The organism is Salipiger sp. PrR003, from assembly GCF_010500785.1.
Taxonomy (GTDB): Bacteria; Pseudomonadota; Alphaproteobacteria; order Rhodobacterales; family Rhodobacteraceae; genus Salipiger; species Salipiger pacificus_A.
In genome coordinates this window covers 12,826-37,994 of record NZ_JAAGOV010000076.1, presented here as the reverse complement: position 1 = coordinate 37,994, position 25,169 = coordinate 12,826, and the positions used below count along the sequence as shown (strand labels likewise).

Below are 25,169 nucleotides of genomic sequence, written 5' to 3'. Positions count from 1 at the left end.
GTGGCGACAACATAGGAAGGATAGATATGGCTGATCTCTCGGTTCGAGGATTGGGCTGGAAGGTGGCTGACCCTGTTGAGGGGGCTCATCCCGGCATTCCAAAAGAAGTTGTTTCGATCGCATTGGCTCGAGGGATCAATGATCTCGGTGAGTTCTTCAAGCCATCATTGAAGGGCTCCATGCCGGACCCCCTGGTGCTCAAGGATATGGACAAGGCGGTCGCGCGAGGGCTCGAGGCTGTCCAGAAGAAGCAACGCGTGTGTGTGTTTGGCGACTATGATGTGGACGGCGCCACATCGACCTCCATCCTGATGCTCTTTCTGGAGTACATGGGGTGCGAGATGAGCTTCTACATCCCGCAGCGTCTGTCAGAAGGCTATGGGCCCAACGTGCCGGCGATCGAGAAGATCTACGAGGAACACAAGCCGGACCTGATCATTTTCGCGGACTGTGGAACCGTCGCGTTCGAGCCCCTCGAGAAAGCCGCCGAGCTGGGAATGGACATTATCACGCTGGACCACCACCTTTCGGATGAAAAACATCCCCCCGGCATCCTTGTGAACCCCAACCGTGACGATGAAACCGGCGACCTCAGCTACCTGTGCACGGCCGGGCTTGCCTTCATGTACGTTGTGGGCCTCCAGAGGGCGCTCAGGGAAGCGGGTTTCTTCGAAGATCGCGATGAGCACCCGATGTACGAACTGATGGGGCTGGCCTGCTTCGGCACTGTGGCGGACGTCGTCCCGCTCGTGGGCTTCAACCGTGCACTGGTCAAGCTGGGCCTTAAGCATATGGCCAAAAACCGTGGCCTCATGGCTCTGGCAAAATGCAACGAAGTCGACCCGGCGAGCTTCTCCGAGCACACCTGCGGGTTCGTGTTTGGCCCTTGCATCAATGCTGGTGGCCGTATCGACAACACTTGGCTCGGCACCGAACTTCTGACGTGCAAGGACGAGGACCAGTGCATGGAGAGGGCTCAGTACCTCTTTGAGACCAACAAGGAGCGCAAAGCCAAGCAGAAAGAGATGGAGGCTGAGGCCTTCGCACAGGCAGAAGCACAGAAGTCCAAGAACATCATCGTCTGCTATGGCGAAAACTGGCACCCCGGCGTTGTGGGCATTGTCTCGTCCCGCATTACCGAAGCCTATGACTGCCCGTCCATCGTGATCGGTCAGGGCGGCAAGGGCTCGGCGCGATCTGTCGATGGCTTCGATATCGGCCGTCCGATCAAGAAAGCGGCCGCAGAGGGTATTCTGATCAAGGGCGGGGGCCACGAAATGGCGGCGGGGGTCACGATCGATCCCGGCAAGCTCGAGGACTTCCGGGAAGCGATGGATGTGGCTGGGCAGGTCATGGAACGGCCTCCGCTCACCGCGGACCTCAAAGTCAAATGCGGGGCCCTGTCGATGAAGGTGATCGAGAGCCTGAATCTGCTCGCCCCGTTCGGTGCCGAAAACAGTCGTCCGCGCGTCGTGATTACTGACGGTGTGCTGACCTTCGTGAAAGCTCTGAAGGACAAGAAAGGCAACGATGCGCACGTGAAGGGCAAGCTCTCAGGGGAAGCTGGGGATGTGGACATCATCATGTTCAATGCCTGCGGCACTCCCATTGGCGATGCTCTTCTGGCGGCAAAGAAGGGTGCCCGTGTCGAGCTCTACGGCCAGCTCGAACTCAACGAGTGGAACGGCAACACAAAAATCCAGATCAAGCCCGAAGACATACGTTTTCTCTGAACCCGAGCGGCCTGAGAGGCATCACAAAATCAGGATGGCGCAGCCCGTGCTCTCCTCTGCAATCACACCAAGGAGGACAAGTATGTCCAAAGATACGGCCATAACAAAAGCACCTTTTCAGATCACAGCCTTCTCCATGAGCTCCCTCACCCTAACGCGCAACGAACGCAACATCGCGTTCTGAGAGCCGGGTGAGGTGCAGACTAAGAAAGGAGAAATCCAATCTACGTTAGTCGCGTGATGAAATGCTCGGGTGAACGCCAGCCAGAGCCTCTTTCGTCCAGCTTTAAGTCTCTCGCGCGAGCGAGAGGGGCCGAAAGGTCCAGTGAGTTGGACACACGAAAGCGCGAGTAACTTTGTCGAGGCAAACGTAACGGCCTTCGGGCCAGCAAGGAGACAGAAATGTCCAACTATGTTTTTGTGCTTGATGACGGCCGGCGACCCTTGTCGCCCACGTCGCCAGCACGAGCGCGGCAGTTGCTGCGCGATGGGAAGGCGGCGGTGTTTCGTCGTTACCCATTCACCATTATCCTCAAGCGAAAGGTGCCTGATGCGAAACCCGCCCCTGTTGAAGTGAAAATCGACCCCGGCTCCAAGACCACGGGCCTGGCTCTGGTTCAGGGTGGAAAGGTTATCTGGGGCGGGGAACTGACGCATCGCGGCCACCAAATCAGGGAACGGTTGCAGACGCGCCGTGAGCGCCGTCGTGGACGCAGGAACAAGCTGCGCTACCGCAAGCCCCGCTATATGACCAAGGCTCAGCGCAACAACGCCGACAGAAAACGTGGAAAGGGTTGGCTTGCACCGAGCCTGATGCACCGCGTCGAAACCATCGTGACCTGGACGAACAAGTTCCGCCGCTACGCGCCTGTCGGTTCCATCTCTATGGAACTTGTGAGGTTCGATATGCAGCAAATGCAGAACCCCGAAGTCAGCGGAGTTGAGTATCATCAGGGCGAACTGGCAGGGCTTGAGGTCAAGGAATATCTGCTCGCCAAATGGGACCGCAAGTGCGCCTACTGCGCTGCCGAAAACCGCCCGCTCGAAGTTGAACATATCCAACCCAGGTCTCGCGGCGGGTCGAACAGGGTCAGCAATTTGACGCTGGCCTGTACCAAGTGCAACCAGAAGAAAGGCAACAGGCCTGTCGAGGAGTTCCTATCGGGCAAGACAGACCTTCTGGCCCGTATTATGAAACAGGCGAAAGCGCCTCTCAGAGACGCGGCATCGGTCAACTCGACACGCTGGTACCTGTTCAACGCACTGAAGAAGACGGGCCTGCCTGTCACGGTAGGTACAGGCGGCAGGACCAAGTTCAACCGCAAGAGGTTGGGCTGGCCCAAAGCTCATTGGCTCGATGCTGCCGCTGTCGGCAGCGTGGATACGCTCACCCTTCGTACCGACAATCCGTTGCTCATTGAGGCAAAGGGTCATGGCGGTCGGCAAAAAGGTGTGTTTGACAAACACGGACAGCCTCGCCGCAACAAAGAGGGTAACGTTCAGATCAGGCCCCTCAAGCCAATCCATGGCTGGCGCTCTGGCGACATCGCCAAGGCGCGCGGGCTAATGGGTCGCATCTCTCCGCGCACCACAGGTAGTTTTGAAATCCGCGCCGCGGGGCAGAAACCCCGCTCGTTCCCGGCTCGTGAGTTCGAGGCGGTCCACCGCAACGACGGCTACGGGTATCAATGATGTTGCGTTCGTTGCGGAAAACTGCAGCCGTTCAATGGGAGCGTCTGGACCAATGGAGCATTCTTCAGGATGCGCTGGCAACGCGGCTGCTGGATGGCAGTGAGCCAGTCTGCCTTGAAGTGCCCATTGCATGGGACTTCGACAAGAAAGATATCATGGCCGGAGACGCGCCGTGGTACTGGAACGCCGACGGCGGCGAGCTGGTATCGGCATCGATCATGCGGCCCAGTCATTATGCGGCAGTCGGGATGTTCACAGGCTACGCGAATGATTTCGCATTCGGTCCGATGCATGTTCGCGAGGGCACTCTGTTTGCTGAGTTCCTACAAGACCTGGCAGACAAGGACGACGAAGACATGGGCATGACCGGCGGCACGATGTACCTGCTGTGGGATGGTACCGCGATCGTTGATATGACCCCGGAGGATAGCCACGAGGTAAGCCTCGCCATTGTCCCTGGCTCGCCAGAAGTCGTAGCAGAACTCACTGCCGCTGCTGAGGGCGTCTCTGAAGGCCTTGACCGCATCATCCCTATCGCTCTGCACATTCAGATGGAGCGACTGGGTGAAGACTGCCCTTGTGAAGAAGACTTCGCTAGCGACCTGAGTTTCTCTGTCGCAGAAGCCATGCTGCCTCAATCGACGCCTGAAGATGTGCGGGAGGTCATTCAGGATATGGTGAGCAGGTTCAAGGCATCGGTCAGCGGTGACGCTGACATTCCGGTTGAGAACGAATTGGTGGCCTGACCTAATCCTAGGGATCGCGGCGCTCTGGTTCACTGGGAAGCGCCGCAATCTGACCCCAAAGCAGCTCTGCAGGAGGGCGCGTCGCGCCTTCCCGTGAGACTGAAATGGGTGCGTCGTGCACTGGCTCTGGATTTGGCTTCACGCATGTACCGTTGAAGCGATACTTATTTTTAGAATTTAGCCCAATGAGTATCATTAAGTAGGTACGTTTCGCAAATGCAGGCATACGATCAGCCTCGAAGTGAGCCCATAGGTCCCCGGTAATGCCGGACACATACCCGCGCATTACCGAAGTCCTATGGGCACGGACATTCAGTGCGCCAAGTCTTTCAACCCTTCCAGGTCAATCGTTTCGGGGTGAGCTGAGGTCTCATCTCTGTGTGCCTCGCTGGCATCAGTCCCGTGGGGCTCCTGCTCGTGTTTGCCGGCGCCTTCATGCTGCGGCGGACTGGCCACTTCCTGGCCTCCATTGAGCGCACCTTCGATCTCAGTAGGGGAGGGTGCTTTCATATAACCAAGGACGACGCTGATCCGCCGATTGGTTGGCGCCTTGGGGTCCTCGATGTCGAAGGGGTCCGTATCGGCAAGGCCAGACACTCGGACGACACGTTCACTCTCGATCCCGGAGTTGATGAAGACGCGGCGGGTGGCATTGGCACGATCGGAGGAGAGCTCCCAGTTGCCGTAGCCGGTTTCGTTCGCCTCATTGCCGAACGGGACAGCATCGGTATGGCCGGAAATCAGGATGTCATTTGGCAGCTTGGCAATGGCCGAGCCAATGAGCTTCAGCAGTGACTTCGTGCGCTCACCGACGGCCGCGTTGCCACTGGCAAACATCGATTGGCGGTCCTGATCGATGATCTGAATGCGCAAACCCTCTTCGGTCTGGTCGAAGATCACGTTCGGGATGAGGGGTTTGAGGTCTGGCACCTGGTTCATTGCCTGAACGATGTCTTCCTCGAGGTCTTTGAAACTCTGCTCGTCCTTGGCTTTCAGCGCCTGTTCCAGCTCGCCCTGCATCTTGGCGGCCTCCGCGGACGCTTCACCCTCTGCGGGGACTTCTTCGTATTCGACGACAGTCTCAGTGATGCCGGCGGATGAAGCTCCCATCGGGTCCTGCTGCCCGAACATCGGCATGGCAACCGTGCTCATCGGCGAGTTCGAGGAGTTCAGTGTACCCGGAGGGCCAATGGTGTCCCCGTCCAGGGCGCCATCCCCGCCTGCGCCGTTGGCTTGGCTCATGGTCGGCGTGAAGTAATCTGCCAGTCCCTTCAGTTCTTCCTCTTCGGATGAAGCGAGGATCCAAAGGAGCAGGAAGAATGCCATCATCGCAGTCACAAAGTCTGCGTATGCAACCTTCCAGGCGCCGCCATGATGCCCATGACCGCCTTCCTCGATGACCTTCTTGACGATGATCGGACGTTTGTCTTTGTCTGCCATGTGTTCCACCTTGTTGGGAACGAAATGGCAGTCGCCGCTTTCTGAGCCGTTAACTGAAGAGCCGGGTAACCTTGCTGTCTGTGGTCTCTTCGTTGGTTTTTATCCGCCGCGGCCGTGCCCGGGTTGGCAGTCCGGTTTCCAGACGAATGGGCTTTTGTCGACAAAGGTTGAAATAAATACAGACCGGACGATGCGAGCCGTTCTTGTAGTCCAGCACAACGTTTGCGTGCGAAAACTCGAGATCCTGTGAAGACCCGTCTGGCTGCGCCATGAACGAGTAGCGCTTGGCCAGGCTGACAAGGCGGTGATTTTCACTGCTTGCAATGTTGACCATGTGCAGCGGGATGATCTCCCAGGGATTTTCCGCAGACATGTAGGGTGCGAAAACCTGACTTCTCGTTCTCAGAAAATTCAGGATGACGGCCTCGTCGGAGAGACCTTTTTCATCGTCCTGCAGTGAGCGATAGCAGACAGCGCCATGCAGTTCTCTGCCGTTGGGCCGTCTTGTCCCTCGAATGATAAAGCCGTTCACCGCGCCGTTCTTGAAGCCCAGGAACTCTTTGAGGCGAGGCAGGTCTCCCAGAACGTCAGTGACCTGCTCTGCTTCCGCGGGTGTGGCGATGACTATGCGAAAATCTTTCTTGGCTTCGTCTTTCGCATTTGTCGCGTAAAGGATGCTGCAGACAGCCTCCGGAAGCGACAGCGTGCTTCGAGCTTCCGTGGCTGAGCATACTGGACGTGAGCTCCAGGGGAAGGTGATGTTGGAGTTCATCTGATCAACGATCATGCCTTGTAACTCGACAAGATCACCTGGTTTGAGGCTGTCCGAAATTTTCGGCACTTCGCCATGACATGATGGCTTTACCGCGAAACTCGAATAGACATCTGCCGCAGGCGTTGACTTCCTGGCGGCCTCTTCACTTCGGAAGTTGACTTCGATCTCTTGAGCGCAGTCGCCAAAGGCATCTGATCGCACGCGCATGATAACCGGATCGCCGGTACTGACGACGGTCGCCAAGACGTTGCCCTGGCTTGGTTCGGTCGTATCGAAGACGCTGGTTTGATCGAAATCCTGGAAGCTTTGTTGGATGCTCTTCGACTTCTTGCGTTCCACACGGAACTGGCCCTGCGTCTTGAACTGAGGTCTCATGCGACGGTTTCACCCTGCGATTAACGTTCTCGAAACTGATGTGAGGTAGCGATCTATCACGCCCTACTGCGAATGGAAGCCCCAACATCATGGCAATCAGACTCATGGGCAGAAGAGCGCTTAAAAAACGCACCCTGCCTGACTACGACTATATCGGTTATGACTTCGAGGCTCTAGGCCTTTTTTGTGACACTGACCAGCCCATACAGGCAGCGTTCGTCAAACTTGACCCGGATTTCGAAGTTATCCGCTCACTAAATCTCAAAATCATGAGAAATCCCTACGCGGTGCCAGGGCCGAAGGCGTTGGAGGTCACAGGCCTGCGGCCATCCTGCCTGCATTCCTCGGATCGCATGACAGAGTTCGATGCTGCCCGGAAGATTGCCAATGTCATTGGCAGGACGCCTACAGTTGAGGCAATCAGGAAAAAGGTTTTCTTCGGATACAACATTCTGTCCTACGATGAAGGTCTGCTGAGGTACTTCCTCTTTCGGAACCTGCAGGACGTCTACCTCACAACGGGCAAGAACGAACGAAGGTTGGATCTCTTTCCCGCCTTCCAGTATCTCCATTTCGTTTCCCCTGGCCTCATCAAGCCCGGAAGGAAAGAGGATGGCTCGCTCAGTTGGAAGTTGTCCGATGTAATGGCCGCAAATGGTATGATCGCTGAAAACGCGCATGATGCCGAGGCCGACACTTTAATGACTGCCGAGCTGCTGAAACTTTTCGTGGAGCGCGCACAGGGCGTCTTCGAGATGTTCGTAGAATTGTCCGACAAGCGGCACGTTTCCAAAACGCTCTCCGAGCTCATGCGATCGTCTTCGTTCGTTATGGAGTTCTCTCACTTTGGATCCCCGGAGGTGACGCCTCTGGCGCCCATGGCTCGAGTTGGCCACAAGGGCCACAAGACCTTGGGTGTCGATCTGGCCATCCATCCCCGTGAGTGGATGGCAATGTCGGCAGAAGAGATCGCGGCAAATCTCTATAAGGCAGACAGTCCTTTCCGTATCGTAAAGCATAATGCCTGCCCGATCATCGTAAGCCCTGATGATGCGAGGCTTCGAGGGCGCTTGGAGCAGATGAGGTACCGTTGCGACTACGAGCTCTTCGAGCGGCGTGCCAGCTACATTCGACGCCCAGACATCGTGGAAAAGTTCCAGCAGGTTGCTCAGATCATGGAAGCCGAGAACCGGGAGAAATTCGGCGGCCGGAAGGTGGCTCGCGAGTCCGAACTCTACAACAAGTTCGTTGGGGATGCTGATCGGAACCTCTGCCGGATCATTTCCCGCGAAGAGGAATGGGATCAGCGCATGAAGCAGATTGCCAAGCTCACGGATCCGCGCTTGAGAGATTTTGCCGGCAGGCTTGTGGCAATGCATGCGCCTGAGGAGTTCGTGTGCGAAGAACACCTGCTTGCCCTGCGAGAGCAGTACGCGATCCGCCTGAACGACGAAGACGACAGCGGCACGATCCAGACGATCGCCATTGCCGAGAAAGAACTCGAGACCGTGTCCGACCCTGTGCTGCGCGAGGAATGCGCAGAAATGCTTCAGCGGCTGCGCAAGGAGTTCAAAGAAGAAATCGAGTTGATCGACGCCTGCGTTGCGGACATGCGTGCGGTGGCATCCGCGCCAGAGGACACCCGGCAACTTGATCTCGGGCTGTTCAACTAACTCTTGGGGTCGTCTTGCAGAGCGATTGGATCCTGATCAGCCCATCCGGCTGCGTAGTTTCAGAAGGGCGTCGTGAGCGGCAAGGACGGCGACGATGCAGAAAAAGCCGAAAAGGCCGGTAACGCCCCAGGTCTTCATGATCAGAGGGCCCTGGCCGGTCATCAGGGCGCCCTGAAACCATGCGAGTACGACCTGGTGTTGATCCCAGTTCCGCACAGGGAATGCGAGCACCTGCCAGCCATCTCGTACCAACGTGAAGCAATAGATCGCCAGGTGTGCTGACAGGAAGGCGACCGCTGCCGCAAAACTGATGGAAAACGCATCGGCCATCATGCCGAGCGCGCGAAAGCATTTGCGAAGTGTCGTCATCGATCTGCCCTTGCAGTTGTCCTTAGTAGGGAGATTGGCAGGCAGGTGTTTCTCGCTGGTATACGTCGTCATAGATCACGAGTTCGCCCACGCTGTTCGGCCAGGCGGTGAAATAGTCCATGATGACGGGGACATCCCCCGGAACTTCGATGTCTCGCGTCCAGCCGTCCCGCGCCATGGCCTCAATGTGTTGTTCCGAGGTGTCGAGAAGCCAGGACGCGAACCATCTTGGCTCCTCAAGACGCACGCAGCCGTGGGAAAGTGTGGAGGGGCTGCCGTCATAGAAGTTCTCGCGATTGCGGGTGTCGTGCAGGTAGATCGACTGGGAGCTTCCTATGTTGAAGCGGTACTCGCCCAGCGCATTGTAGCGGCCGGGCGCCTGGATGAACCTGGCAACTCTCGACGGGTCTGCGGCCGCCTGCGGAAGAGTAAGCAGGCCACCTTCCTCATCTCGGAACTCGAACCGGTTGCGCCGAAAGAAATCAGGATCTGTCTTTAGCCGGGAAAGCCATTCGTCTTCTCTGACGATCGACCACGGGACTGTCCAGGTCGGGTTCAGGCGGACAGAAGTGATCTCGGTGACATAGCTCGGGGTCTCATGGGTTGGCTTGCCGACGATCGCTTTCATCTCTCTGACCGGAACGCCGTCCTCATAGGCAACGAGAGTTCCGGCAGCGATGTTGACGAGCACGAACTTTCCCTGCTCGGGAAATCCAAGGTGAGCAAGGTTCTGCAGGGTCAGATCGATCGCGGATGCTTCGCGACTGCAGCTTTGAACGAGAGGCCGGGCACCAGCGATAAACTCTGAAAACGCCCTTGCCCCATCAGCGAAGGAAACCGATGGGGCAAGGGAGGCGGCCAGAACAGCCGCTATCCTCAGGAGTGACCTGGGCATGTTCAGTGACGCATCAGCCATTCGGTGGACCACTTCTGGCCGGCTTTGACGTTTTCGGTCGGCAGGTAGGAGGTCACCCAATCACGCATGGCCCGAGCCCAGGTTTCTTCGCGGTAACCGGTCTCGCTCGAGGCCGCGATGTTGAACCATGCATAGGCCATGGAGGGGTTTCGCTCGATGCCGCGGCCCTCGAGATAGAGTTTTCCAAGGAGATACTGGGAGGGGACATAGCCAGCCTCGGCCGACCGGATGATGTTGCGGGCACCTTGTTCGAGGTTGCGAGGCACACCTTCACCTTGCAGGTAGGCCAGGCCCAGATTGAATTGAGCCGTGCGGTTCCCCGCGGCCGCGTCCTCACGCCAGCTTTCCACCTCATTGAGCTTGCGGGCCACGGTGTCGACATCCGGAGACTGGCATTCCTCACAACTGCTTTCCACCGCAAGAATGTCGGAGAGCATTGCCGACTTGTCCGCGAGGGGCGTGTCGAAGAAGCGCTTCCAGAGCGATCCATAGGGGGACCCCATGGAGGCGATCTCCCAGTAGGTCACATCGCCTTCGTTCGCCCAGCCATGTAGAAGCTCTCCGACAGCTTTAAAGCGCTGGGCTTCAGTCTTTGCAGCCATGGCGACATAGTTGGTCATGAAACTCTGGCCCCTGGAGTTGCCCTGATTGGCGGCCGTGGCGATAAAATCCAGGCCGCGAGCCGGGTCGCGCGCCACGCCGGAGAAGCCGTAGTAGTAGGCGAGGCCCAGGTTGAAGCGGGCAGACGAGTTGCCGAGCGCCGCGGCATCCACGAACAGATCAAAGGCCTCGCCGGTCCTTGCCTTGCGGGTGTCTTCGGTGAGCAGCAGCACGCCGAGTTCGTTCATGGCCCGGGTGTCACTGCGGGTCTTGATCGCCTCGCGATAGTAGGTCTCGGCGATCTCGTGGTTCATGGGGGCGCCAAGGCCATGGTGGTAGGCCACGCCGCGCGCAAAGGCGTCAACGCCGGTCAGGGCTTCTTCTTCAGCGGCTTCTGTGGGGAAGGGCGAAATGCTGTCTGACGCCTGGTATCCTGGACGATGGTCGTCTGACGCACAGGCGGCAACGCCACAGAGGAGAAAGGCAAGAAGGGTAGTCTTGGTACGCATGGGTGCTCCGCAGTTCTTTCCTGCAACCAAGCACACGCGCGTTAAAATGGAGCCAATTTTGCCGAAGTGGCCGCCAAAAAGAAGATCGCCGGGCGCTGGGCCCGGCGAAGTAGTCAGAAGTGAGCCTGATCAGGCGGCACTCTTTTTCTTGCGACCCCGGCGCTTCGGGGCGATGGGGGAGTCATTTTGCCCAAAGCCGATGCCCTTCGCATACTCGGATTTCGACTCCGAGTAGTTTGGCGCCGTGACGGGATAGTCTTCAGGCAGGTCCCAACGGATGCGGTACTCTTCGGGGGTGAGCTTGTGTGCAGAGCCCAGGTGACGCTTGAGCATCTTCATGCCACGCCCGCATTCAAGGCAGAAGATTTCTTCGTCCGTCAGGGCATCCTCGATCGGAACGGCCGGCGGCTCCGTGGGCATCTCGACCGTGGTTTCTTCGCTGACGGTGGGCTCGGGTTCTTCTTCTTCCAGAACCGCGGGCAGAACATCGGCGACTTCTTCAGTCTTTGTTGCCCGCTTCTTGCGCGCCGGCTTGGGCTCGGCGGCTTTCGGTGCTTCGACGGGCTTGGCCTCTGCAGGCGCTTTGGCCCTGGTTTTGCGCGCCGCAGGCTTGGCCTTGGGCTCCGGAGCGGTGTCGGTAGCCTGCTCGAACAGATCGGACGCGGTGGTTTGCTCTGCGGAGGGAGCAGGCGTCGGGGCTGGAGCTGGCTCAACAGCAACCTGTGCAGGCGCGGCCTCTGCTTTAGGCGCGGCAGGCGCTTCTGCTGTCGTAGCCGCTGGAGCAGGTGCGGCGGGCGCGGGTGTATCCATGAAGGGTTTGAGGCCAGCGACAAGCTTGATGACGTCGTCGGCGCTGGAAGAGTCCTTTGCTGCAAAGGCTTCCGCTATTCGGAACCACTTGTCGGCGCCGTTGCTGTTTTCATCGGATGTCATGAGATGAGGTACTCCGTTAGTCTGGGAGTTTCGGGGGCGTTTGTGGGCCTATATTTAAATTTTCAGAGAGTATCGTCAAGATTTTATCCATGTTTTAAGGAAAATCTGCTGACACGCGCGTTAGAATTGAGGTTTCGCACCGGTGTTTCATTGATGTTCTTCTATTATTCCCGATATGTTCCTGTTACCTTACCTAAGGGAGGCAGCAGGTATCGCTGAGCCCGGGGATACGTTGAGATTTCAGCAATGGGTTCATGGTAAACGATGCCAAATTGAGCAGAGCACGAGTTGGGAGACCCATGACAAGTAAAAATGCCGGTCAGTTGCAGGGGCGATCGCCCCAGGAAGTATTGAAGACTGTCTTTGGGTACGACGGCTTCCGTCTCAATCAGCAGGAGATCGTTGAGGCTGTCGCTTCAGGAGATGATGTCTTTGTCCTGATGCCGACCGGGGGCGGAAAGTCACTTTGCTACCAGGTGCCCGGGCTCATCCGACCAGGCGTCGCCATCGTCGTGTCTCCTTTGATTGCGTTGATGAAGGATCAGGTGGATGCCCTGAAGAAAAAGGGCGTACGGGCGGAGTACATCTCGAGCTCGCAGAGTGCCGGCCAACATCGGGAGATCCTCAGGGGTATCCAGGCCGGTGAGGTCGACTTCCTCTACGTCGCACCAGAGCGCCTGCAGTTGCCGAGATTTCGGGAGTTCCTGAAAAAGGTGGAGGTGGCGCTCTTTGCCGTGGACGAGGCGCACTGCGTCTCGCAATGGGGTCATGACTTCAGAAATGCCTACCGTGCGATCGGATCGGTACTGGAAGATTTTCAGGATGTTCCGAAGATTGCTCTGACCGCGACGGCAGACCCCGCAACCCAGGCAGATATCGTTGCCTCTCTGGGTCTCGCCAAGGCACGCTGCTTCCAATCCAGCTTCAGTCGCCCAAATCTCTCGGTCGACATCAGGAAAGTTGAGGAGGATACGTTCGGACCGCTGCGAAAATTCCTGAAAACGCAGGACGGCAACGCGGGGATTATCTACCGGGCAAGCAGGCGAGGCGTCGACGAGACGGTTCTCGAGCTGACCAAGGCCGGACTGAATGCTGTCGGCTATCATGCGGGCATGCCAGTCGAGGATCGCGAGAGGGCGCAGGAGCGGTTTCTGAGCGAGCCTGAGATCATCGTTGTGGCGACCATCGCCTTCGGTATGGGGATCGACCGGGGAGATGTGCGCTACGTTGTCCACCTCGAGCCGCCCTCGACACTGGAGGGATACTACCAGGAAATCGGACGGGCGGGGCGCGATGGGCTTCCCTCGAAGGCGCTCATGCTGTTCGACAAGAAGGCGCTTGGCAAGCAGCGACAGAAGATTGAAGCCAACCGCGATATGGATGCCGATCGGAAGGCAGTCCTTCGCTCGAAGCTCGAGAGTATCATCTCCGTGATCGAAACTCCCGGTTGCCGGATGAGGCCGCTCTTGGCCTACTTCGGGGAAGTGGAGGCCGCAGCCTGCGGGAACTGCGATCACTGCCAGCGCCCGCCGCTGACGAGAAATGCTCGAGAGCAGGCCCTGACGGTGATGCGTGCCGCGATTGAAACGGATGAACGTTATGGTTCGAGCACGCTCGCGCGTCTGCTGTCTCCGGCCCCTGGCATGGATGAGGCGGAGAGGGCAAACACGCTGCACTGCTATGGTGCCGGGCGGGCGCTGTCTCAGGACGTTTGGAAGTCGATCATCCGGCAGATGATCGGCACCGGCCTCCTTGCCATTCAGCCTGAGCGCTATGGTGCCCTGAAAGTGACGCTGGCCGGACGCAAGGCGCTTCTGTCAGAAGATGCACAAATCAGTCTTTCCGGGAACTGGCACGAGATTGCGCCCCAGATCGAGGTGGCCGAGTATGTCGCGTTGTCGGAGGGGCAGAGAGATCGCTTGCCAGAAGGTCTGCAAGAGAGCTTCAATGAGCTGCGGAGCAAACTCTCTGAAAAAATCGATGCAGGCGCCGTGCGGGAGATTGAAATCGTGCGCCTGCTCGAGGCCCGCCCGGAAACACGGGACGCCATTGCCGAGATCTCGGACAACCCAAACTTGACCGGGATGGCAGACGAGATTCTGGAGGTGTTTGCCCCGAAGGCAGCCGAGGAGCTGTCCTTCGGGATCGAGCTATGACCTGACGCTCTCAGCGTGCGATGACGAAGACCCTGGCCTTGGCCGCGGGAAAACTCGTGTGGTCCGTGGGTTTGAATTTTTTCTCGTCGATCGGCTTCACATAGACCCGTTTTGTCTTGGGATCCTGTTGCACGGTGCCCAGGTTTTCTCCCGACGTCGCAACGATGTCGTAGAGCGGGAAGTCGTCGTTTGATTGCGGCACGAGTACGTAGCCCTTGCCTTCAATGCTAGGGGCCGTGACGGGGGTAGCCGCCGGAACCTTGGCCGGAGTCTTGGCAGCCTCAGCTGGCGCCTTAGCGGCCCTAGTCGTCGCTTTCCGAGGCTCTCTCTTTTTTGTCTCTGCCTTCACGGGCTCTGTCTTAGCGTCCGAACTCACAGCAGCATCGCTTGAAGCCGCAGCTTTCTTGGGACGGCCCCGCTTGGGCTTGGGTGCGGTCTCTTCCGCCTCTGGCGCGACTGTCGTTGCTTGCTCGAGCGGGAGTTCGGCTTCAGCGACTTTTTTCGGCCGACCACGGCGCTTGGGCTGTGCGGGCTCCTCTGCCGCAGGCGCAATTGGGGCTTTGGGCTCCTCGGCTGCAGCCTTTTTGGGGCGGCCCCGTCGTTTTGGTTTAGCTGTGTCTGCGGCAACCGCCGGCTCAGCGGCCGGTGCCTCGGCGGCGACTTCCGGAACAGAGCTGGCCTCAGCAGCGACTTTCTTGGGGCGGCCACGTTTGGGTTTCTGAGTTTCCTCGATTGCCGTGGCTTCGCTGGGCGGAGTGACGGCTGCGGAAGTCTCAGTGCCGGCCGCGGATGGTTCTGAAGCCGTGGACTTCTTGGGTCGACCACGCTTGGGTTTTTCCTGGGCTGCGGGAGCTTCAGCGACAGGTGCGACGTCTGCCGGCTCCGCGCTGGGCGCCTCTTGGGATACCAATTCGGCTGCACTGGCCTCAGAGGAGAAATCAAACAGCTCGTTGAGCGATTGCACGAACTTGGGATAGGTCGACAGCCCGACCCTCGTCATGCGGCCGGTCTTTGTGTCGGTGATGGTTATGATCCCATCGGTAGGTGCAGCTTCCGTAGAAAACCGGCTCGGGAGTGTCTGGGAATTTTTCATCGATGTCCTCGGTCATCATCATCTGGCGAGCGGAAGAAAAAACTTCTCAAAGTTCCTCTCCAACCCTTTGTAGCAGGGAGTTATCATGTCGAATTCTGCTATCGAGATCAAGGACCGTGCAGGGAAGGTGAAGCGAACCTTTTTCCCCTGTGCTCAGACTGGCAAAATTCCGAGCTGGAGCACGATTTTCCTCGACCTGGCTCTGGAAAACCAAGGACAGCTCAGAGACTACGATTTTTCCTCGGCCATCAAGGAACAGTTGACGCTATCTCGCATCATTTTTGAGGATTGCGTTCTGGACTTCGAGGATCTCAAACGGTCGGCGGTGACTGAGTGCATATTCCGCAATGTCACCATAAGGCAGACAAGTTTTCATCATCTCGCCGACCGCTCCGACCGTGCTGAAAGCCGCGGTACGCTATTCCGGGGATGCCGGTTCGAGCGTGTGAAGTTCTTCCGCTGCGACTTCGTCATGAGCAAGTTCTTCGAGTGCGAATTCGTGGAATGCGAGATCGTTGAGTGCGACATGCGCAATGTCTACTGGTTCGATCGCTTCGCGACGGAGGCAACAATCTGGGACGAGTTGCCCAGCTTCCCTGACCCCTTCGAAGGCAGCACTCTGAAAAAGACCAGGTTCGGGCATCCCGCCGCAAACATGATGGGAGTCCCTCTGCAGATGATGATCCCCAAAAGCTTCACCAGCATTTGGGAGCACCTCGGGCCGATCAAGGGAAAGATGCTTAAGTTGGGTTATGCGTTCCGAGAGGAAGGACATGATGCCTTCCACTCTTCAATTTAACACCGTTCTTCAGGAAGGCACCGGTTGTGCGACCGAGATATTGAGCTGGTTGGCACGCTTGTCATGAGCTTCTTCGTAGATTTGACGTAGCCGGGATTTTCCAGTGGCCTCATCAGGCTTGAGCAGCTCGGAATGTGCGTTTTCAAGGCGCATGGCACTGATCTGAGCTTCCAGACCTGCAGCGTGCATCGAGGCCTGAACAACTTGCTTCCACAGACCATCCTGGGCTGCTGTTTCAGGCTGCACTCGTGCCTCTCGGGCGCGATCAAGCGCTTGCTCGAGCTTGCGGACTTCCTGCTTCGCGGAGAGCAGCTCTTCAGAGAGTTCTGAAATCTTCAGATCGGTTGCTCGATCGCGATCGGACATCTCCTGACGGAGTTCATCAAGCTGACGATTGGCCTCATCTCTTTCACGTTCGACAACGTTCAGCCGGCGCGTCATGCGGACGTATTCACCCGAACCATTCTTGGCCTCCTCGGGCGCGCCGGTCACCTGCGCAGACAGCCGTTGGATAACGTCATCCTTTTCCATCAGCAGCTGCCCGGCTCTGACGAGACGTCGGCGAAGCTCCCGGTTGATGGAAACGATCGAGGTGCGTGCCTTTGGATTGGAATTTTCTTGGGTGGACATGAGGGCTCCGGCCGAAATCTGAACAGTACTTGGTCTGTGGTACCGCATCATCCTTCCCTCCAGGTTAACGGTCGGGACCGTCTGTTCGTTTCCGCGTCTTTCACCTCGGGGGATTACCTGCTCGGTGGATAAGACAGGTCTCGATGAATGAGCTTCAAGATGAATCCGCTCAAGACAATGATGGCAGCTGAAAAGCTGGCTGTCTCGCTCTTGCGCAGGGAGGTCTCGAAGGAAAAGATCGCGCTCAAGAAGGCGACGAAGAGCTTTTCAGAGTATCAGGCGGACATCACGCGTCTACGCGACGAAATCAGAGAACATGAGGCTTCCAAGCCCGGGGCCATTCGATACGTTCCCGTGCTGGGGAAGTCGGTGCAGGAAAAGCATGAGGCGACGGGCGTTGAACTGCGCAAGTCGCGCCGCGAGAAGGTCAATGCGCTCAAGAAGCTCAGGAGCAAGGACGCCCATCGGCGTGGAAAGCTGGTTTCGTACAAGGAGTATGTTGCCTGGCTCCATATGCGGGTTGCCTTCATGCAGGAAAACCCCGCGCTGGCGGATTCCGAACTGGAGCGTCTCGGGCATCGACTGTTCTCGCGCCTCGATCACATCAGCAAGTCTCCCGGATTTCGAAAGGGCGACGAGGTCATCACGGTTCTTCGTGAGGAGAGGGGAGCGATCGAGGCTTGGCATGACGACGCGGAAGCTCGGTTGGCAAAGGTCTGGGCCCCCACGCGGCGGGAACCCTCGCAATCAATCTCTGAGGCTGCGACCCACGCATCTGGCCTGGGCTCCCGCCCCGAACCCCGTATCTACCTGCCGATGAACCGACTGCATGGCAACAAGATGCGCTCCCATGGATTCAGGATCGATGAGAGCGTAAAGAAGGGAAGCCAAATCTACTTCGACCCGACACGGGATATGAGCCTGGTGAAGAAATGGCAGGGCGCTCTGCCGACCGGAGCCCGGCGTGTGAAGACCAAGTACAGCTTCCTCGAGATCGCGGACAAAGCCTGGCGCCAGAACGTACGCAAGGCATTCAAACCTGACTACTGGGAGATGATCCGCTTCGATCTCAATCTGATGTCCGGCAACAGGTGCATGATCTGCGGCAATCGCGGGGGGCGACTGATCACGGACTACTTCAAGGGCGAGGGACACAAATCAGACAGTGTCGAGTGTCATGAGGTCTGGGAGTGGCAGATACTTGATGAGGAGCGCGGTATCGGTGTTCAGAGGCTCAAGGAAATCCTCGTTGTGTGCAACGACTGCCACATGATGTTCCATGAGGAGCTCGCGATCGAGAAAGCCGTCAACAACGGGAAGAATGGTGCAGAGGTCAGAGAGTTTCTGAGAAACCGGATGGCGGTGGTCACCGACCAGACACTTCCTGAAATCGAGCAGCAGCTAGCGAGCGAGAAAGCGGAACTCGCAAAGTTCGACGAGATCGAGCATTGGATCATGGACCTGCAGTATCTCTCAGATCATCAGTACCTGACGAAGACGACCCCGGAGTTCAACGATGGCGGCGACAACCCGGTTCGGCCATCGATGATTGCCGGCACCGACTTCCTTGAGGCCGACGGAGATCTGGTCCAAGCGCGAGAGGTGGACCAGCTCTACCACGAATTGATGGCAGAGCTGGAGAGTGAGATGTCGATGGGCATGAAGGGCTAAAATTTATGACAGTGCGCCCCACCAGCTAATTGTTTGACAGCTTTTCGAAGTGGGGGGAAATTTGACACTTCAAAGGCAGGGATTTTTATATTCCTTGTCTGGCTACCAATGTATGGCCATCGACCCATCTCACGTCTTGTCATTCGCGGGATCGTAAGAGAAAACATGATGCCATGTGCAATGAAGACGAACGACTTCTTTTTGGTTGATATCCATGCATTCCGTGGTTCCCAAATCGTCGGTGGCGCGATGAAATCTCGAATCGCACTTCGAGAGAGCACGCCGTGGCTATCCGACAGCCTCGCAACGCTTAAGCTTGCTGAAGCAAATCCATTGGTTCCTTCGCAACAGATTCTAGTGAGAATGTCTCTCTCGGAGAAAGTTGTGGGCATGTGGCGATAGATGGGATGCTTTGACTGTGTCGCTCTCCACAGGATAGACGCAATAAATCCTAATAGGCGTCGAGCATCAATCTGGATAGTTGAGTTTGAACCAATATGTTCAAGACGATTTCGTGCGCTGCGAACCCATTCCACGCCATATTGGTCGTATTGCGCATTGAAAAGGTGCTCGCACTGTTTGCATAATAATCTATCAGAGCCTCCATCTTGACCCTTGGTTATGCCACTCTGGCCTTCAGTAAGGCGCCAGTACTGACCGGCCGTCTTTAGACTCTTAAAGAAGGCGTTTGGTATGGCGTGCGACTTGCAGAGCTCCCGATGTTTAAAGCACCATCTGCATGCTTCTATTCTCATATATATGCTTTCCTGTTTTTCGAACTCATCCATTACCTATTAACTGTTACATTTAACTTTATAGCCCACGGTTCTGCCTTTCGATCCAGGTCTCGAGCTGCTCGATCTTGCCTGACCTCAGATTGGCCCTGACCGGATCTCCAAGACCTTTCCCTTCCGAGTAGAGGACCTGCATTTTGGGGCCGTGCGGTGTCAGCTCCTGGTTGGTTGCAGCCAGGAAACTGTCAGCGATGAGATGATCAGCTCGGTCCCCGGCAAAAGGCGTGGCGAGCTGGCGCATGGCATGCAGGGCATCCTGAATTGTACCGGCGTGAAGCGTGGTCAGGACAAGGTGACCGGATGTGGCCGCCCGTAGAGCCTGGGCGCAGGCTTCCGGTGTTCTGAGCTCGCCTAGGAAGATGTAGCGGGGATGCCAGCGCAAGGACATCTTGAGGTATTCTGCCCACTCGTGCTGTTCGTAGACTTCGAACTGATAGCACCTTCCGTGATCGCCCCAGGTCTTGGATTGCAGGTCGTATTCGACCGGGTCCTCGATGGTCACGCAGACGTCGCCATGGGACTGAAGCCAGTGGCTGAGCAGGGCGGTGGCGGAGGTGCTCTTGCCTGAACCGGTTGGGCCGGTGATGAGCACGAGCCCTGAGTTGGTGGCAAAGAACTTGAGGCGCTTCTGGATGTGCCCCGGGATGCGCAGGTCGGACATCCGGGGGATCTCGGTTGGCACCTTTCTCAAGCTGGCCCAGGTCTCGCCGATGGCGGTGGGATTGCATGACACCCGGTAGCGAATGCCATCGAAGATGATGGAGAAGTCCCGCTTGTCGGACTCTCTGATTTTTTCACGCAGGGCGCAAACCCAGGCCTCGAACTTCTCGGGCACCATCACAAGCGGCGGGAGGACCTTATCCCGAGCGAATGGTCGCATGTAGGTCGGAGCGGACTCGTCGACCCGGATGTACAAATCCATGAAGTTCACGTTGGACAGGTTTGCCATGGCCAGTTCGCGTTCTCTTAAGTTGGGCGTGCCAGCTAGGTATTCAGGTGCAGTGAAGAGAACTTGAAATGGCGCGCAAATCTTCGGTCCGCAAAGAGGGCAGGAAGCTGTCCATCATTTTTGCAGCAGACGTTGCTGGGTACAGTCGCCTGATGGCCGACGATGAGGATCGGACCCTTGCCTTGCTTGAGAGGTCGCGACGGTACATCGACAGCACGATCGCCCAGTATCGAGGACGGATTGCCAACACGGCCGGCGACAGCGTGATCGCCGTATTCGAGAGCGCCACTGAAGCTCTCGAATGTTCTCTGAAAATTCAGCAGAAGCTCGCCAAGGAGAATGCCAGGTTCCCGAAGAACAAGAGGCTCATTTTCAGAGTCGGCCTGCACATGGGGGAAATCTACACCCGCGGGTCTGATGTGCTCGGCTCTGGTGTGAATATCGCTGCGCGCCTCGAGGGCTACACGCAGCCCGGAGCTGTGTGCATGTCGGAGACCTTCCTGAATATTGCGGAGAAGTCTGTCTCTGATCTCCCGATTGCCGATCTTGGGTTTGTTGAGCTCAAGAACATCGATGCCCCGGTCCACGCCTACGAAATGCTCTCCGACCGCGCGGCGCGGGAAGGCGTGAAGTTCAGGCGGCAAAGTCAACTCACCGCCCGGCGCAGAAAGATGATCGTGGTTGGCTCCTCCATAGGCGTGGTTCTGGTGTCCCTGACCGTCGCCATTTCGCTGACCTTCAGCCTGGGCCGTGTCAGCGAGATGGCGCAGAAGAATAAAGTGGCGCCAAACGCGGAGCTCAGTCGAACGGCTCCATAGGGGTTCACGTCACTGCGATCTGTCCGAAGACAGCCCGCCGCGTAAACGGCTGTGAAACTTTGCTGTCCCATAACCATCGCGCATTACCAGCAGATGGAAGGATTTCACTCATGAATAGACGAAGTTTCCTGGCCAGCTTGGCTGGCGGCGCGCTTTCAGCGGCTCTGCCTCAGGCGGCAACAGCTTTCGGTGTGAATTCGGTCCGGGTCTTGGAGCTGCGGAACACGCACCCAATCGACGGCCGGATCGAACATGCACGAGTGCCTTATTGGCGCAACGGTCGGTATGATGCCCGAGGGCTCGGATTGCTGAACCATATGATGCGCGATTGGCGCAACGAGAGGGTCCACAAGATCGACCCCGAACTGTTTGACATCTTCTACGCGCTTCAAACCGAACTCCGCGCCCGAGAGGGGCTTCATCTGATTTCGGGCTATCGCTCACCGGAAACCAACGCGATGTTGCGCAGCCGTTCCAGCGGGGTCGCCAAGCATTCTCTGCACATGGAGGGGATGGCCGGTGATATCCGCATTCCTGGAGTCGAGCTGCACACGCTGAGGAAAACCGCCATGAACCTGCAGTTGGGTGGTGTCGGCTACTATCCAAGGTCCAATTTTGTCCATGTCGATACTGGTCGGGTCAGGACGTGGTGAAGAGATGATGATCGCGCGTCGTGACCTCATTGGTGGCATTGCATTGGCTGCCGTCTCGCTGCAACCGGGCTTCGTGGCGGCAGCGGGCGTCAATGATGCGTCGCGCAACAAGGTTCTCTCGCTCCTGCGCCCGGCGACGGGAGAAGCCATCCGGGTGACCTATTGGCGGGGGGAGTGGTACAACCCGCAGGCCCTGCGTGACCTCTCCACATTCCTTCGCGACCCACAGCAAGAGAGCCAGGGTGATATCGATCCGGCGCTTCTGGATTTCCTGCACGCGATCGTATCAGCACTCGACTACCGCGGCAGGGTGGTGGTCTTCGATGCGATACTCTCTGAAAACACCTTGGCGCGCCGGGGAGGCGGCGAAGAGGAGCATGACGACGAGTATCACCGCTACGGTCGCGCTCTGGATTTCACGATCCCTGATCAGCCCATGAAGCGCGTTCGGGACGTAGCGGAAAAGCTCGGTCTTGGGGGCGTTGGCTTCCTTCCAACACAAAGCATACTTCATATCGATACAGGGGAGGTCCGATCATGGACGACATGAAATACTACGCCGGGATCGGCTCCCGAGAAACACCGCTGGAGGTCTGCGAGACCATGGTGGAGGTAGGGCGGCTCCTTGCCCTTGAAGGGTGGTGCCTGCGCTCCGGAGGCGCAGAGAGGGCGGACGAGTCCTTCGAAAGAGGTTGCGATCTCGCGAATGGCGAAAAGCAGATCTTTTTGCACAAGAAGGGGGCCCGAGGCAATCCATCGCCGCACTTCAACATTCCGCGGGAATATTTCGACATCGCCGCACGGTATCGCCGGAACTGGCGGAAGTTCAGCGAGAACTCGCGTCGCTTGCTGGCCCGCAACGTTCTGCAGGTTCTGGGCTATCCTGGCGACGACACGACCCCCAACGACACACCAATCAGCGCGATCGTCTGCTATACGGAAGACGGCAAACTCGTTGGTGGAACTAGCCTGGCTTTGCAGCTCGCCAAGGATGAGCTCGGGGAGGCGGTAGACATCATCAATCTCGGACATCCTGATTTCAGGAATGCTTCTGCGCAGGAGATCGTCGATCAGGTTGTTGGCCGACGCAATATCCCGCCGGCACAGATGTCCATGTTCTAAACAGGGACATGACCATGGCGAATGACTACACGATTGGGGAGATCGGCGCTGCGATCCACTTTCTCCGCGACCGGGGAAACCGCGTGCTCCGGGCTCCCGGCGGCAATTGGTATGTGAACGAAGAGGAGGTCGAAGAGGCCGAGATGCTTCGTCTATACGAGGAGGTCGCTAAGGAAGGGGAGTGCGCGGCGACGCGCGCATCTCCAGGGTCGCGACCGTAAGCGAGTGGAGGGCGAGCACGATCATCAGTGCGCCCGTCACCTTTAGGCTGGTAAGCGCGAAGGCATAAGAGGTCGCGGCTGCCTCGGAGAAGCCAAAAATGTCGGCCAAAATGCCGGCGAAGGCAGCTAGCACAGTCAGGGCTTCAATTGCGGTGGTCGCCAGGAAGGTCATCCAGATGTTGGGGAGCTTGTCCATCACTCCGCCTTTTCACTCGGGTTGGCAGGCTTCCACTTTCTCAGGCGCAGGATTCTAAAAACGAAGAAGGCGAGCAGGCCCAGGCACAGAACGTAGGGAAGCAGCGCGGCAATGATACGGATCACCTGGCCGGTGTTCTTGCTGACAAGGAAGCCAACCTCGTTGAGGGCATTGCTGATGTACGGAGGGTGGCTGACGGGGCCTGCCAATGCTTCACTGCGGAAGGCGATGTGAACACTGGTCCTGTTCGTCAGCGCATCGATGCTGCGAAGCCTGGCGTCCATGGACTCGATCTGCCCCTGTACTCGTGCAAGCTCGCGTTCGATGTTCAGCAGATCTCCGACATCATTGGCTTTTGGGCTCTTGGTGAGCTCAAGCAGGCGATCTCGAAGAGCTTCCTGGCTCTTCTGCCGCGCGGAAACATCCTGAAATTCTGTAGTGCGATCCTGGGAGGATTGGCTATGGGTCCGAAGCTCGAGGCCGACACCTTCACCTTTTACGTCCGCCATATAGGGATCGAGCATGTCGGGATCGACACGTACGTTCACGCTCGCATGGTGGCTTGCGCCCTGAGTGGAGACCGACCCGTCGAGCATCGTGCACCATGCGGGATCACACGCAGACACGGCCCGATCGAAATATACCGCCACCTGGTCCCGATCGGCCTCAAACTCGAACCGATGGGTCTCCTGAACTTTCCTGTCGGGCACATTGGTTTCGCTTGCCATTCGGGCCGGGCTCGAGGCCACTGGCATGCCTTTTGCTGCGAAATCTGCGAAGCTCGCCGCACTGACCTCTGGACCACGAACAACGCGCGAAGCCTCCACTTTGAAGCCCGCATCGCTGCTCTCAATAGACGTTGGGCCGATTGAGAGCAGCACCCCCGCGCCGACAAAGGGTGCGAGTAAAACGCCGTAGAAGCAGATGAGCTGATGCCTTTTCATGTGAATGTCCTTGAGCCTTGTGGCTCAAGTGTTTTCCTGGCGTTCCAAAAGCAAGGCCGCCGCGGCGCGCTGGGCGTTCTCGTCCTGACCGTCGACGAGTACTGCCATGCCCCCGACATTGACCGAACACGGCGTGGATCGCACCGCACCGACTTCGGTCTCATGAGACGAGATGGCCTTCGCCACATGTTTCTCGTCAGAGTCCGCAAACTCGAATTCCTCTGCCGTTTCCTGAAGGTTCAGGATGCGATCAACGAAGGCCCTCAGAAGCAGGGAGGCCGAGTTGCGCATGGTCACCTGATCCGAAACCATGGTCGCGACCGATACGGCCTTGGTCATCTCGTTGATCGTGGCGAAGAGCAGCGCGATGTCATTGCCATAAGCCTCACCGCCGATGTGGTAGAAGTTGACCGACGTACGATCCGGGCTGATGACACAGGCACAGTCGCCATCACGGCCATCGGCCATCATGTCTTCCACGATGCCGCTCAGGTGAGCGCGCCAGGTATTCAGGTCATCCTGAGCGCTGAGACGCACCGGAAGTCGGAAATACTCGTTGATGATGCTCCCCGACAGCGTCTTCTTGATCCAGACCTCGCTGGGCAGCACGCGGCCGGCCCGGGAGAAGCGGTTCAGCCAAAGGATTTCGTTGGATGCCATTGCCAGAACCAGGGGATCGAGCACACCTTCCTCCTCAGTCAGGCGCACCTGTACCGCGAGTTCCGTGGGAGCAGAGGTTTTGAACTCATTAGAGCTCATCTTGTCGGTGACTTCCAGCAGCTTGGACATGGCGCCATCGAATGCTTCAGGTGCAGCGGTGATGCTGAAAAACTGTGTGTCGCCGCTGGGAAGCTCCTGATCGAGGACGATGGAGTTCATCAGCGAGTTGGAGATCACGTAGTCTGCAACGGCATCACCCGCGGCCAGGTCTGACAGCACTTCTTCCCCGAAGCTGTCTTCATCCTTGGCGACGATCCGTCCGGTCAGAAAGTTCTGGAAGGACTTCTGCACGTGGTCGATGGTGGTGGCAGCCTGCGCATCGGCAACTTCGACATGGAAGTCGGCAGAGAAAGAAACGGAGAGATCGGCGACCGGTGCATTGTCGGCGTACTTGGCGACTACGTCATTAAGGCTCACGATGGGGGTGTGCGTGACGTCGAAGTATTGGTCTTTCATGGTATTCCCTCAGGTGGCCTCCCGGTTGTAAAAGGATAGAGGCATCACGTCAAGGGAAATATGAACAAATCATAAAGGTTTGGATGAAAACGCGTGAGCCAGGCATTGGTTCCAGTTTGGACACGGTAAGAATAGAATTTTATTACCGGTGTGGTCGCGATCAACCCAGTGGGGTGACAAAGTAAA

23 protein-coding genes are annotated in these 25,169 nt (G+C 57.6%); 11 read left to right on the top strand and 12 right to left on the bottom strand.

The window, feature by feature from the left end; translation table 11 throughout:
* Positions 1-26: 26 nt before the first annotated feature.
* The 3 genes from recJ (at position 27) to G0D83_RS24805 (ending at position 4,171) form a co-directional block, all read left to right on the top strand.
* Positions 27-1,733: a single-stranded-DNA-specific exonuclease RecJ gene (recJ, locus tag G0D83_RS24815; protein WP_164197251.1), complete on the top strand. Its 1,707-nt coding sequence runs from the start codon at positions 27-29 to the stop codon at positions 1,731-1,733.
* 402 nt (positions 1,734-2,135) lie between these two features.
* Positions 2,136-3,425 (top strand): RNA-guided endonuclease IscB, encoded by a 1,290-nt coding sequence (gene iscB, locus G0D83_RS24810; RefSeq protein ID WP_164197250.1) that lies wholly within the window; start codon positions 2,136-2,138, stop codon positions 3,423-3,425.
* The gene (locus tag G0D83_RS24805) at positions 3,422-4,171 is read left to right on the top strand and encodes a hypothetical protein (RefSeq protein WP_164197249.1); all 750 of its coding nucleotides are present in this window, start codon (positions 3,422-3,424) and stop codon (positions 4,169-4,171) included. The genes iscB and G0D83_RS24805 overlap by 4 nt, the downstream gene beginning before the upstream one ends.
* Before the next feature lie 312 nt (positions 4,172-4,483).
* Here G0D83_RS24805 and G0D83_RS24800 read toward each other — a convergent pair whose 3' ends face one another.
* Positions 4,484-5,611, bottom strand: coding sequence for a flagellar motor protein MotB (locus tag G0D83_RS24800; RefSeq protein WP_164197248.1), 1,128 nt, complete (start codon positions 5,609-5,611; stop codon positions 4,484-4,486).
* 49 nt (positions 5,612-5,660) lie between these two features.
* A complete protein-coding gene (locus G0D83_RS24795; protein ID WP_164197247.1) occupies positions 5,661-6,761 on the bottom strand; it encodes a hypothetical protein in 1,101 nt (366 codons plus the stop codon).
* An 89-nt stretch (positions 6,762-6,850) separates the two neighbouring features.
* Between G0D83_RS24795 and G0D83_RS24790 the strand changes: the two genes are divergently transcribed.
* Complete coding sequence (locus G0D83_RS24790) at positions 6,851-8,434, top strand: hypothetical protein (RefSeq protein ID WP_164197246.1); 1,584 nt, start codon at positions 6,851-6,853, stop codon at positions 8,432-8,434.
* A gap of 36 nt (positions 8,435-8,470) precedes the next feature.
* On the opposite strand, the gene G0D83_RS24785 is transcribed toward G0D83_RS24790, so the two are convergent.
* From G0D83_RS24785 to G0D83_RS24770, 4 genes are all read right to left on the bottom strand, one after another.
* A complete protein-coding gene (locus G0D83_RS24785) occupies positions 8,471-8,803 on the bottom strand; it encodes a hypothetical protein (RefSeq protein ID WP_164197245.1) in 333 nt (110 codons plus the stop codon).
* Positions 8,804-8,825: 22 nt separating this feature from the next.
* Entirely contained in the window at positions 8,826-9,719 is an 894-nt protein-coding gene (locus tag G0D83_RS24780; protein WP_164197244.1) for a L,D-transpeptidase family protein, read from the bottom strand.
* Positions 9,701-10,828 (bottom strand): tetratricopeptide repeat protein, encoded by a 1,128-nt coding sequence (locus G0D83_RS24775; protein ID WP_164197243.1) that lies wholly within the window; start codon positions 10,826-10,828, stop codon positions 9,701-9,703. Before G0D83_RS24775 ends, G0D83_RS24780 begins: the two co-directional genes overlap by 19 nt.
* 129 nt (positions 10,829-10,957) lie before the next feature.
* Positions 10,958-11,761 (bottom strand): MucR family transcriptional regulator, encoded by an 804-nt coding sequence (locus tag G0D83_RS24770; RefSeq protein WP_235958188.1) that lies wholly within the window; start codon positions 11,759-11,761, stop codon positions 10,958-10,960.
* A gap of 299 nt (positions 11,762-12,060) precedes the next feature.
* On the opposite strand from G0D83_RS24770, the gene G0D83_RS24765 reads away from it, so the two are divergent.
* Positions 12,061-13,917, top strand: a complete 1,857-nt coding sequence (locus G0D83_RS24765; protein ID WP_164197242.1) for an ATP-dependent DNA helicase RecQ — start codon at positions 12,061-12,063, stop codon at positions 13,915-13,917.
* 10 nt (positions 13,918-13,927) lie between these two features.
* Here G0D83_RS24765 and G0D83_RS24760 read toward each other — a convergent pair whose 3' ends face one another.
* Positions 13,928-15,010, bottom strand: a complete 1,083-nt coding sequence (locus G0D83_RS24760) for a hypothetical protein (RefSeq protein WP_164197241.1) — start codon at positions 15,008-15,010, stop codon at positions 13,928-13,930.
* 85 nt (positions 15,011-15,095) lie between these two features.
* Here G0D83_RS24760 and G0D83_RS24755 point away from each other — a divergent pair, with 85 nt between their 5' ends.
* Positions 15,096-15,809 carry a pentapeptide repeat-containing protein gene (locus G0D83_RS24755; RefSeq protein ID WP_164197240.1) on the top strand — a complete coding sequence of 238 codons (714 nt, stop codon included), beginning with the start codon at positions 15,096-15,098 and terminating at the stop codon, positions 15,807-15,809.
* Between the two features lie 9 nt (positions 15,810-15,818).
* Here the strand turns inward: G0D83_RS24755 and G0D83_RS24750 are convergent, their stop codons facing one another.
* Positions 15,819-16,439 carry a hypothetical protein gene (locus tag G0D83_RS24750; protein WP_164197239.1) on the bottom strand — a complete coding sequence of 207 codons (621 nt, stop codon included), beginning with the start codon at positions 16,437-16,439 and terminating at the stop codon, positions 15,819-15,821.
* A 147-nt stretch (positions 16,440-16,586) separates the two neighbouring features.
* Here G0D83_RS24750 and G0D83_RS24745 point away from each other — a divergent pair, with 147 nt between their 5' ends.
* Entirely contained in the window at positions 16,587-18,110 is a 1,524-nt protein-coding gene (locus tag G0D83_RS24745) for a hypothetical protein (RefSeq protein ID WP_164197238.1), read from the top strand.
* 813 nt (positions 18,111-18,923) lie between these two features.
* On the opposite strand, the gene G0D83_RS24740 is transcribed toward G0D83_RS24745, so the two are convergent.
* Positions 18,924-19,853, bottom strand: coding sequence for an ATPase, T2SS/T4P/T4SS family (locus G0D83_RS24740; protein WP_164197237.1), 930 nt, complete (start codon positions 19,851-19,853; stop codon positions 18,924-18,926).
* A gap of 68 nt (positions 19,854-19,921) precedes the next feature.
* Between G0D83_RS24740 and G0D83_RS24735 the strand changes: the two genes are divergently transcribed.
* The 4 genes from G0D83_RS24735 (at position 19,922) to G0D83_RS24720 (ending at position 22,446) form a co-directional block, all read left to right on the top strand.
* The gene (locus G0D83_RS24735; protein ID WP_164197236.1) at positions 19,922-20,671 is read left to right on the top strand and encodes an adenylate/guanylate cyclase domain-containing protein; all 750 of its coding nucleotides are present in this window, start codon (positions 19,922-19,924) and stop codon (positions 20,669-20,671) included.
* Between the two features lie 110 nt (positions 20,672-20,781).
* Complete coding sequence (locus G0D83_RS24730) at positions 20,782-21,324, top strand: DUF882 domain-containing protein (RefSeq protein WP_203595653.1); 543 nt, start codon at positions 20,782-20,784, stop codon at positions 21,322-21,324.
* A gap of 4 nt (positions 21,325-21,328) precedes the next feature.
* Positions 21,329-21,874: a DUF882 domain-containing protein gene (locus G0D83_RS24725; RefSeq protein WP_164197235.1), complete on the top strand. Its 546-nt coding sequence runs from the start codon at positions 21,329-21,331 to the stop codon at positions 21,872-21,874.
* Positions 21,862-22,446: a hypothetical protein gene (locus tag G0D83_RS24720; RefSeq protein ID WP_164197234.1), complete on the top strand. Its 585-nt coding sequence runs from the start codon at positions 21,862-21,864 to the stop codon at positions 22,444-22,446. The genes G0D83_RS24725 and G0D83_RS24720 overlap by 13 nt, the downstream gene beginning before the upstream one ends.
* 168 nt (positions 22,447-22,614) lie before the next feature.
* On the opposite strand, the gene G0D83_RS24715 is transcribed toward G0D83_RS24720, so the two are convergent.
* Genes G0D83_RS24715 through G0D83_RS24705 form a run of 3 tightly spaced genes read right to left on the bottom strand, consistent with a single transcriptional unit; the run spans position 22,615 to position 24,983 of the window.
* Positions 22,615-22,863 carry a hypothetical protein gene (locus G0D83_RS24715; protein ID WP_164197233.1) on the bottom strand — a complete coding sequence of 83 codons (249 nt, stop codon included), beginning with the start codon at positions 22,861-22,863 and terminating at the stop codon, positions 22,615-22,617.
* Positions 22,863-23,807 (bottom strand): DUF4349 domain-containing protein, encoded by a 945-nt coding sequence (locus G0D83_RS24710; protein WP_164197232.1) that lies wholly within the window; start codon positions 23,805-23,807, stop codon positions 22,863-22,865. Before G0D83_RS24710 ends, G0D83_RS24715 begins: the two co-directional genes overlap by 1 nt.
* A 24-nt stretch (positions 23,808-23,831) precedes the next feature.
* Positions 23,832-24,983, bottom strand: coding sequence for a hypothetical protein (locus tag G0D83_RS24705; protein ID WP_164197231.1), 1,152 nt, complete (start codon positions 24,981-24,983; stop codon positions 23,832-23,834).
* Between the last annotated feature and the right edge of the window lie 186 nt (positions 24,984-25,169).